We start from the raw sequence: 4,679 nt of genomic DNA, 5'->3' as shown, positions 1-4,679 counted from the left end.
CTGCTGGTTGATGCCGTGCCACATGCCGGTGTACAGCACCTTGGTCAGCTTCACGTGACGGCGCACCCAGCCCATGGTGAACTCGACCTTGTCCGGCGTGATCACGGGGTCCTGCTGGTCCCGGCCCCAGAACATCGGCACTGTGCCATCCAGCTCGTCGTCGTGGAAGCTCGGGTCGCCGCCGGCGTCGACGGCAAAGCCGGAGAGTCCGACGACGGCGGCGTACCCGTCCGGCCGCTGCCGAAGCAGCGTGGTGGCCAGGGCCATGCCCATTGAGAACCCGAGCAGCGTCACCGAGGGATGGTTCGCCCGGACCGAGTCGATCCAGTCCTGCGCGTAGGCCGCCGCGTGCTTGACGGCCTCGAGTGAGTAATCGATTGATGCGGTCAGCGGGAACCAGGTGAAGCCCGGACCGGCGGCCAGCGGGGCACGCAGCGAGGCCACCACGAACTCCTCCGGCAGCGCGTCGGCCAGGCTGAGCAGGTCCTCCTCGTTGGCGCCGTAACCGTGCAGCAGGACCAGCAGGGGCTTGCCGGCGCGGGCGTCTTCGGGCCGGGACCACAGGACGACGGGGGCGGGAAACGCGGCGGGGAAAAGAGCGGCTTCAGTCATGGTTCTATTCTTGCAGTTACCTGTGGGTCACCAGTGGCGCTGGCGCACCTTTGGTACATGAGTGCAGGATAAGTAGGTGAGCGAAACAGAAGCCATGGCGAATCTTCCGGATCTGACCCTTAACCATCCCTGGACGCGCTACGTTGCCATGGGCGACTCCTTCACGGAAGGGATCGGCGATCCGGAGCCGGCCAGCCCGGGCGGCCACCGCGGCTGGGCGGACCGGGTGGCGGAGGAACTGAGCCGCGGTCACGACGATTTCGCTTATGCCAACCTCGCGGTCCGGGGCCGTCTCCTGCAGCAGATCGTGGACCAGCAACTGGCCCACTGCCTGTCCTTGAAGCCGGATCTGGTGACCCTGTCCGCGGGCGGAAACGATCTGATCCGGCCCGGCGGAGACCCCGACGTCCTGGCCGAAAGGCTGGACTCGGTGGTGCAGATCTTGAGCCTGGGCGGCGCCACGGTGGTCCTGTTCAACGGGCCGGACACCGGCTCCACGGTGCTGGGCCGGATCCGCAGCAAGGTGGCCATCTACAACGAGAACCTGCGCACCGTGGCGGCACGGCACGACGCCGTCATCGCCGACATGTGGTCCCTCCGGCAGCTCAATGACCCGCAGATGTGGGATGCGGACCGCCTGCATTTCTCGCCGCTGGGCCACCACACCATCGCGGCCATGGTGCTGGACTCGCTCAACGTGCAACACACCCTGGAGCCGCTCTCCCCCAAACCGCTGCCGCCGCGCAGCTGGCGGCAGGCCCGCACCGGTGACCTCATCTGGGCCCGCGAGCACTTCGTCCCGTGGGTGGTCCGCCGGCTCCGGCACCGCTCCTCCGGGGACGGCATCACGGCCAAGCGCCCGCTGGCCGGTCCGGTGTTCGGCCCCGGGGTCCCGCTCGGGTCGGGCGAGGGCCCGCCCGGCGCGGAGGATGCCCTGCGGCCCTGAACGACGGCCCTGAACGGGCTGCCCGGTTCCGGCCGGGGCAGGACCAGGCACTTCGGGAGCGGCCCGCGCGTTAAGCTGAAGGACCACTCCTGAAAGGTTCGGTACCGTGTTCTCCTTCTTTGGGCTCGCCGTCGCGGCGGCCATCATCATGTTCGGGATGCGCCGGTACAGGGCGTCCAACCGCGGGCGGAACGACAACGGCCCCGGCGGCTTTCCCGGGCAGCCGTTCGGCGGGTCCGGAGGGTTCCCCGGCCAGCAGGACAACCAGCCGCGCGACGGTTTCACCCAGCGGGACTACTACGGCGGGTTCGGCCAGCTCGGCGCCCCGCAGCCCCCGGCCAAGCAGCAGTACCAGGTCCCGTACGAGGACAGCCCGGAATACCTGAACAGCGCGCCGCAGGCCGCCGCCCCGCAGGCACCTGCTTGGCAGCCGCCGGCTGCCCCGCCGTCGTCGTCGGAGCCGCAGGGTTTCCGCGCGCGCAAGCTCGCCGAGCTGGACCAGAAGTACAGCAACGGCGAGCTGGCCATGGAGGATTACATGGCCCAGCGCGCGGAGATCATGAAGGGCTAGGCCCTAGTCGACCTGCGGGAAGCCCAGATCGATCACCGAGGTGGAGGGATCCGGCCAGCGCGTCGTGACCACTTTGCCCCGGGTGTAGAAGCGGATGCTTTCCGGGCCGTACATGTGGGTGTCGCCGAAGAGCGAGTTCTTCCAGCCACCGAAGGAGAAGGTTCCCACCGGCACCGGGATCGGGACGTTGACGCCCACCATGCCGGCTTCGACGTCGAACTCGAACTGCCGGGCGGCGCCGCCGTCGCGGGTGAAGATCGCCACCCCGTTGCCGAACTCGTTGTCGTTGACGAGCTTGACGGCGTCGGCGTAGCTCTCCACCCGGACCACCGAGAGGACGGGGCCGAAGATCTCGTCGTCGTAGACCTTCATGCCGGGCTTGACGTGATCAATCAGGCTGACGCCGATGAAGAAGCCGTTGGAGTCGAACTCCTGGTGCCGGCCGTCCACCACCACGGAGGCGCCCTCGTCTGCGGCGCCGGCCACGTAGGAGGCCACCTTGTCGCGGTGTTCCGCGGTTATCAGCGGACCCATCTGCGACGCCGGATCCGTGCCGGGACCGATCTTGAGCGTGGCCATGCGGGTGGCGATCGCGTCCACCAGTTCGTCGGCGATGTTCCCGACGGCGACCAGGACGCTGACGGCCATGCAGCGCTCGCCCGCGGAGCCATAGGCAGCCGAGATGGCGGCGTCGGCGGCCATGTCGAGGTCCGCGTCGGGGAGCACAACCATGTGGTTCTTGGCACCGCCCAGGGCCTGGACCCGCTTGCCATGGTCGGCGGCGCGCTTGTAGATGGACTGGGCGATCGGCGTCGAGCCTACAAAGCTGACCGCTTTCACGTCCGGGTGCTCGAGCAGCACGTCGACGGCTTCCTTGTCGCCGTGCACCACGTTGAGGACTCCGGCGGGCAGTCCGGCCTCGGCGAAGACCTGTGCGATGAAGATCGCGGAGGAAGGGTCCTTTTCGCTCGGCTTGAGCAGCACGGTGTTCCCGCACGCCAGCGCGCTGCCGATCATCCAGAGCGGCACCATCGCCGGGAAGTTGAACGGCGTGATGCAGGCGACGACGCCGACCGGCTGGCGCACCGAGTGGACGTCGACGCCGCCGGACACCTGTTCCGAGCGTTCGCCCTTGAGCGCGTGGGACAGGCCGGTGGCGAATTCGATGTTTTCCAGGCCGCGGGTGATCTCGCCCTCGGCGTCGGAGAGGACCTTGCCGTGCTCGCTGGTCAGCAGGGCCGCCAGTTCGGGCCGGCGCTGCATGAGGAGCTCGCGGACCCTGAAGAAGATCGTGGTGCGCTTGGCCAGGCTGGTGGCCCGCCAGCCGGGCAGGGCGGCGCGGGCGGCGGCGATGGCCTCCTCGACGCGGTCCGCGGAGGCAAGGGCCACTTCCTTTTCCTGTTCGCCGGTGGCGGGGTTGAATACGGGGCCGTAGCGTTCGGCGTCGGACACCAGGGCGCCGTTGATGAAGTGCGGAATGCGTTCCATGGGAGGTTCTCTTTCTAAAAAGGTTTGAAGGCTACTTGGCGGATTCGAACGAGCCGTCGACCAGCTTGACAATCGCGGAGCAGTCCTTGCCGGACTGGCCGCCGTCGATCAGGCGCTGGAAGAGCTGCTGGACGTGCTCGCCGATTTCCAGCGGAGTTCCGGTGTCCTTGGCTGCGCTGATGGCCAGTCCGATGTCCTTGTTGGCGAGTTCGGCGGTGAAGGTCGGGGCGAAGTCGTTGTTGGATGCGGCGGTGGGCACGACGCCGGCCACCGGATACCAGGTGCGCAGAGCCCAGCTGTCGCCGGAGGAGACCGAGGCGATGTCCCAGAAAACCTGCTTGTCCAGGCCCAGGCGGTCCGCGAGCACCGCTCCCTCGGCCGTGGAGGCGAGGTTGATGAAGAGCATCAGGTTGTTGCAGATCTTGGCGGCCTGCCCGGTGGTGGCTCCCCCGGTGGGGATGATGTTGGCGGCCATCGGCCGAATGTATTCGGTCGCCTCGGCGACGGCGCCGGCCTCGCCCCCGATCATGAAGGTCAGCGTCGCGGCTTTCGCGCCGCTCATCCCGCCGGAGACGGGGGCGTCGACAAAGCGGAAGCCCGCCTCCGCTGCGGCGTCGTGCAGGGCCTGGGCCGAGGCAATGTCGATTGTGGACGAGTCCACCAGCAGTGTCTTGTTGTCGGCGTGGGCCAGGACGCCCTCGGCACCGAGGTATACGGCGCGGGCGTGCTCGCCCTTCGGGAGCATCGTGAAGACGACGTCGGCGCCCTCCACGGCCTCGGCGATGCTGCCGGCGGGCTTGACTCCCCCGGCCTCGGCGGCGGCCACGGCGTCCGCGTTGAGGTCGAAGCCGCGGACCTCGTTTCCGGCTTTGGCGAGGTTCACCGACATGGACCCGCCCATGTTTCCCAGTCCGATCCAGGCGACAACTGCCATGGCGTAAGCTCCTTTGCTTTGATCCTGCGTCCTGTTGCTGCGTCTTGGTAAGGCTCGGGGCCGGCGCAGCTGCCGGATCCCACGTGTCAACCATCACACCCTGTTACAGTGCAATCAAGGAGAAAAAC

5 protein-coding genes are annotated in these 4,679 nt (G+C 68.0%); 2 read left to right on the top strand and 3 right to left on the bottom strand.

The features are described 5' to 3' along the window. On the bottom strand, window positions 1–612 hold a 612-nt coding region (locus tag AB4Y86_RS12595), incomplete at its 3' end, for an alpha/beta hydrolase (RefSeq protein WP_441402562.1). Between the two features lie 94 nt (window positions 613–706). Here AB4Y86_RS12595 and AB4Y86_RS12590 point away from each other — a divergent pair. Both AB4Y86_RS12590 and AB4Y86_RS12585 read left to right on the top strand, forming a co-directional pair. Further along, window positions 707–1,558, top strand: a complete 852-nt coding sequence (locus AB4Y86_RS12590) for an SGNH/GDSL hydrolase family protein (RefSeq protein WP_441402563.1) — start codon at window positions 707–709, stop codon at window positions 1,556–1,558. Between the two features lie 106 nt (window positions 1,559–1,664). Continuing rightward, on the top strand, window positions 1,665–2,129 hold the full coding sequence (locus AB4Y86_RS12585) for a hypothetical protein (protein WP_441402561.1): 465 nt from the start codon (window positions 1,665–1,667) through the stop codon (window positions 2,127–2,129). Window positions 2,130–2,132: 3 nt separating this feature from the next. On the opposite strand, the gene AB4Y86_RS12580 is transcribed toward AB4Y86_RS12585, so the two are convergent. Both AB4Y86_RS12580 and mmsB read right to left on the bottom strand, forming a co-directional pair. Continuing rightward, the gene (locus AB4Y86_RS12580; RefSeq protein WP_441402560.1) at window positions 2,133–3,617 is read right to left on the bottom strand and encodes a CoA-acylating methylmalonate-semialdehyde dehydrogenase; all 1,485 of its coding nucleotides are present in this window, start codon (window positions 3,615–3,617) and stop codon (window positions 2,133–2,135) included. A gap of 31 nt (window positions 3,618–3,648) precedes the next feature. Next, a complete protein-coding gene (gene mmsB, locus AB4Y86_RS12575) occupies window positions 3,649–4,551 on the bottom strand; it encodes a 3-hydroxyisobutyrate dehydrogenase (RefSeq protein WP_441402559.1) in 903 nt (300 codons plus the stop codon). Window positions 4,552–4,679: the final 128 nt, after the last annotated feature.

Source organism: Arthrobacter sp. 2YAF22_2 (assembly GCF_052114645.1).
In the GTDB taxonomy this organism is placed as follows: Bacteria; Actinomycetota; Actinomycetes; order Actinomycetales; family Micrococcaceae; genus Arthrobacter.
The sequence above is the reverse complement of the archived record's forward strand: the minus strand, read 5'-3'. Positions and strand labels throughout refer to the sequence as shown.

Coding starts and splice junctions, on each gene's coding strand:
- AB4Y86_RS12590 (WP_441402563.1), top strand. CDS start 707: ATGGCGAATCTTCCGGATCTGACCCTTAACCATCCCTGGACGCGCTAC.
- AB4Y86_RS12580 (WP_441402560.1), bottom strand. CDS start 3,617: ATGGAACGCATTCCGCACTTCATCAACGGCGCCCTGGTGTCCGACGCC.
- mmsB (WP_441402559.1), bottom strand. CDS start 4,551: ATGGCAGTTGTCGCCTGGATCGGACTGGGAAACATGGGCGGGTCCATG.